5 protein-coding genes are annotated in these 4,049 nt (G+C 63.5%); all 5 read right to left on the bottom strand.

The annotated features are described in order from the left end of the window. Positions 1 to 509, bottom strand: a 509-nt coding sequence (locus tag PXK01_RS21780; protein WP_274861715.1) for a type II toxin-antitoxin system YhaV family toxin, incomplete at its 3' end; no start/stop codon positions are given. Then, positions 506 to 832 carry a type II toxin-antitoxin system PrlF family antitoxin gene (locus PXK01_RS21775; protein ID WP_005668772.1) on the bottom strand — a complete coding sequence of 109 codons (327 nt, stop codon included), beginning with the start codon at positions 830 to 832 and terminating at the stop codon, positions 506 to 508. The genes PXK01_RS21780 and PXK01_RS21775, both read right to left, overlap by 4 nt. 124 nt (positions 833 to 956) lie before the next feature. Continuing rightward, positions 957 to 1,610, bottom strand: coding sequence for a DUF6927 domain-containing protein (locus PXK01_RS21770; protein WP_024099305.1), 654 nt, complete (start codon positions 1,608 to 1,610; stop codon positions 957 to 959). Further along, entirely contained in the window at positions 1,610 to 2,203 is a 594-nt protein-coding gene (locus PXK01_RS21765) for a hypothetical protein (protein ID WP_025042408.1), read from the bottom strand. The genes PXK01_RS21770 and PXK01_RS21765 overlap by 1 nt, the downstream gene beginning before the upstream one ends. A gap of 76 nt (positions 2,204 to 2,279) precedes the next feature. After that, positions 2,280 to 4,049, bottom strand: a 1,770-nt coding sequence (locus tag PXK01_RS21760; protein WP_274861713.1) for a ParB/RepB/Spo0J family partition protein, incomplete at its 5' end; no start/stop codon positions are given.

The raw sequence follows: 4,049 nt of genomic DNA, 5'->3' as shown, positions 1-4,049 counted from the left end.
GGCACCGCTTCAAGGGATTTCTCGAACCGCTTGCCTGCCGCTGCAGCTTCTTTCAAGAGCGCGTCGAAATTGTCAGGTGGGTTGCCATCTTCCAGCATCCCTTTGAACGTCGCATAGGCATCCGTCTTGCTGCCATAGGCGCGCAGGGTCTTGTCGTCGTTCACCCATGCCACCACGATGACCTTCGCATCGCTGTTGAACCGGTAGAACAGCCGATACTGCTGGAAGAATTTCGCCCGGAACCAGTGCTTGCGGTGATCGCCGAGTGTGCCGCCTTGCCGGAAGGCGGCGGCACCCGGATCTGCAGGTATGGCCTCGGTGACCAGCTTGAAGATGGCGGCCAGCCGTTTCGTCGGGTTTTTCTTGTGCCAGGTCTTGGGATCGCGAGCCTTACGCGCCTCTACCTCCTCGACCAGCCCTTCGAGCTGGTCCAGAAAGAGTGGGTGCGCATAAATCGACCATCCATTCACGACAAGGGGCGCTTGGGCGGGCACGCTATCGCCGCTCATTCATCCTCGAGCGATAGCGGCGCATCGAGATCGACATCAACGTCTCCGACCAGTGCTGCAAGACGGTCATGCAAAGCCCCATCGAAAGCCCGAATGCGGTCCGGATGCGCCTTGATATCGGCCTCGACAAAATCGAGAAAGGCTCCGAGCACGGGATCTTCCTCGTCGCTGCGCACGGGCTCGATATAGACCCTGCCACTCGGCTCGGTGCAGTAACGAATCTGGTCGCCCTTGCCCAGCTTGAGCTGTTTGCGCACACCCGCCGGCACGGTCGTCTGATACCGATCCGTGAGTTTCGAGACATCTTGTGCGAGGGCTGTCATGGCAGTCTCCTGAAGAAAAGGGGCTTTGCTGCCCGCGATAGGTAATGCATTTGCATTGCCTTGTCAAGACAAGCCGCAGCATCTGCTGTCGCCGGGCAGGTCGATGAACCGTCCGGCGCAGGACCTAATTTCGCCCCGCCAGGAACTCCGCCAGCACCGGGCTAGCCGCACCTTTCGTGGAGCTGAGCAGCTCCGAGCCCGCAAGCGAGGCCTTCGACAGGCGTACGAGCCCACCAGTTTCCTCGATGCGGTAGCAGCGGCGCTTTTGCCGCCCACGCCTGTAGTGGGTCGCGGTGACAATCTGGCAGGTACTGCCATCGGTGAGCGTCACAGGGGTGGCGAGCTTGATCTTGTCGCCTTCCTCGTAGTCCGGGATCGCAGCCCAGTCCTGGCAGCGCTGGCGCCAGGCATGAGCATAGCTGTCTGGGTCTTTCAGCTCGGACAGCAGGGCCAATAGGCTCAGTGGCGCGCGGGATTCGACCGGTCCCGCGCTTTCCTCCATGTCCTTGTAGCCCCAGCAGCCGTCATCATATCGGGTAAGGAATACGGCGGCGAAAGTGATGGAGCCATCCGCATCGGTGACATAGGTCGTGTCTTCGACAGGGGTGCCGTCGATATTTGTGACCTTTGCCGCCGCGTACCAAGTCGAACCCACCTTGCAGGCTTTGACCAGTTCCGTCTTGCGCCTTTCGCCCTCGAAGGTGCACAGCCGAGCAATCTCCGCTTTCTCATCCGCGTAGGTCTGGACGCGGCCGTCGGTGTAGAAGAGCCAACCCATCACGCCGCCCTCCGGTCATCGATTTCCATCAGCGCATCGAGCGGCACGCGGTAGGGCTGCATGGCGTCAAAATCCTCGCAATTGCCACAGTTCTGCACGATCGCAAAGGTGTCGCAGGCATCCTTGAGGATGACCCTGAAGGTGCCACCGAGGCCCGAGGGCACTTCGTAGGTCCCGCCGATGAGATAGTCCGAGGCCCGGCGCACGAAGACGCGGATGCTGTGGCCATCGGTGGCGAGCCGGATGGCCCCTCGCCCCCGGTCGATGAGCACCTGCACGTCATCCAGGATGTCGGTGTAAAACTGGCCGGTCAGATCGCGAAACGCCATGCGGCGCTGCGCCATCCAGTCGGTGTCCCGAAACGGGTTCATGCCGTCGGCGAAGGCGAAGGAGGGATCGGCCTGCTCGGTGGTAACGATACGGGTGGTCGTGCCATCGATGCCGTTTGAGCGCAGATGCACACCATTGCCGACGATGAGGATCAGGGCCGGCCTGTCCACGGGCCCGTTCCAGTTGGGCAGGAAGGTCTTGCAGGCACGCGCATGTGCGATTTGCGCCGCAACAGCGGAGGCAGAGAACTTGAGAATAGCCATGGGGATGTCTTTCTGTTCGGTTTGGAAGGGTCGACCCGCGCGGGCGGCATGGTCCACGCGCGGGTCGCGTGAGGACTCAGGCCGCTTGCGCGATGTCGCCGTCAGGCTCCGGGGTTTCCGCCGCGGGCTCCGCCTCATCACAGGCGACACCGGCTGTCTGCATCATGGGCGGGCACCAGGCGGCCACGGCAGCGCGCTGCGCGTCCGTGAGCGTGGCGAAGGGCTCGGCGAAGAGCTTGTCACAAAAGGCGACGATCTCCTTCTTGCTCGACGAGGCCAGCGTCACCGCCTCCTGGGCGAGACCCAGATCCTCGCCGAGGATCTTCAGGAGCCAAGCCTTCTTGAAGCGGTTGAAGAGCGCCGCATTCGGCGTCCAGTGGGAGCGGATGTCGGGCATGATCTCGATCTCGAACGCATGCATCAGGCTGTCGCGCTGGCGGTCCCGCGCGAAGCAGGACTGCGTGGTGCTGGCCGTGGCATAGGCCACGAGCTTGGCCTTTTCGCCTGCCTCCAGCGCGCGAAACGCCGCGAACTGATCGGCGGGCGCGCGGGTGTCATCGAGCCAGGAGAGGTCCAGCGCCTCATGCGCCGCCGCCACCTGCTCGAGCGAGGTTGCGTCGATCTCGTCCATCTTGGCATGGCTGCGGTATTCCTTGCGGGCATCGATCTTGATCGCCTGCGTGACACTCATGCCGCTGGCCAGAACGTCGCTCACCAGCTTGAAGAGCGTCAGATCGAGCGTAGCTTCCGGATGCAGCGCCATCGCGGCCCCAAGCGCCATGGCTCGCTCGGTCTTGAGGTCCTCAGCCAGTGAGGCCGGATAGGTGATTTCGCCGGCGTCTGGGGCCTCCTCCCCGGTCGGGCTAGCCGAGGAGCCGCGCGCGCCCTCCTTTTTGACGGTGTCTTCCGGGCGGACGAGGCCAACATGGAGGGTCACCTGCCCGCCCGACCAGGACGCGATTACCCCAGACCGCGCGAGGTCCTCGGCGCTGTAGGCCTCCTGCAGGTCGCGGGCTTCCTCTTCCAAGGCGTCCACGCGCTCGTAAAGCGCGTTGTAGGCACCGTCCTCGAGCCCCTCATCCTCCATCTCGAGCTGCAGTTTCTCAAGCTCGGCGGTGATCTCATCGATGCGCTTTTGCGCAGCCTCATCAGGCTCGATCGGGCCGGGATAAACGCGGCCGTAGTCGGCCATGGTCGCGTAATCATAGCGGACCATGGCATCGGCCCAGGCAAAGCCCAGCTTTATGCGGGCCTCTTCGGCGGCGGCACCGAGCTTCTCGAGCAGGATGGTCTCGACCAGCGCGGCGTCTTCGAGCACGGAATGCTCTTCCAGAAGGTCAGCGGCGACAGCGCCGCCCCGCGCCTCGTAGTCCGCGCGCACGAAGGCCCCGATATCGTCACTGACCTGCACGCCGCGGGATTTGAGCGCCTGGCGGACCGTATAGGCCTGCAGGTAGCTATCTTCCTTGGTGAGCGCCTCGAAGACTTCGCGCTGCACCTCCTGGCTCGGATGCTCCGCAAAGGCCTTCATCGTGTCGAGCGTGATCGTCTTGGCCCGGGCCGCGGCGCGGATGTCGGGGTGGATTAGGCCATAGCGCAACCGGCCTTTCACGGCCGCCACCGTGGTGCCGAAGGTCTTTGCGATCGTCTCGGGCGTCTGGTCGTCGACCTCCATCATCCGCGCGAAAGCCTCGAACTCGTCGATGGCATTCATCGGCGCCTGGGTGATGTTCTCAGCGAGCGACAGGGCCGTGGTGACATCGCAATCCTCTGGCACAAGACGGCAGTCGATCTTGGCCTTCGCCGTGAAGCCTTTCGCGGCCCTGTCCGCGACCAGCTCCTTCAG

This window comes from Phaeobacter sp. PT47_59 (assembly GCF_028890025.1).
In the GTDB taxonomy this organism is placed as follows: domain Bacteria; phylum Pseudomonadota; class Alphaproteobacteria; order Rhodobacterales; family Rhodobacteraceae; genus Phycobacter.
The sequence above is the reverse complement of the archived record's forward strand: the minus strand, read 5'-3'. Positions and strand labels throughout refer to the sequence as shown.

Excerpts from the sequence above, each read along its gene's own strand:
- PXK01_RS21775 (WP_005668772.1), bottom strand. The coding sequence starts at position 832 with ATGACAGCCCTCGCACAAGATGTCTCGAAACTCACGGATCGGTATCAG.
- PXK01_RS21770 (WP_024099305.1), bottom strand. The coding sequence starts at position 1,610 with ATGGGTTGGCTCTTCTACACCGACGGCCGCGTCCAGACCTACGCGGAT.
- PXK01_RS21765 (WP_025042408.1), bottom strand. The coding sequence starts at position 2,203 with ATGGCTATTCTCAAGTTCTCTGCCTCCGCTGTTGCGGCGCAAATCGCA.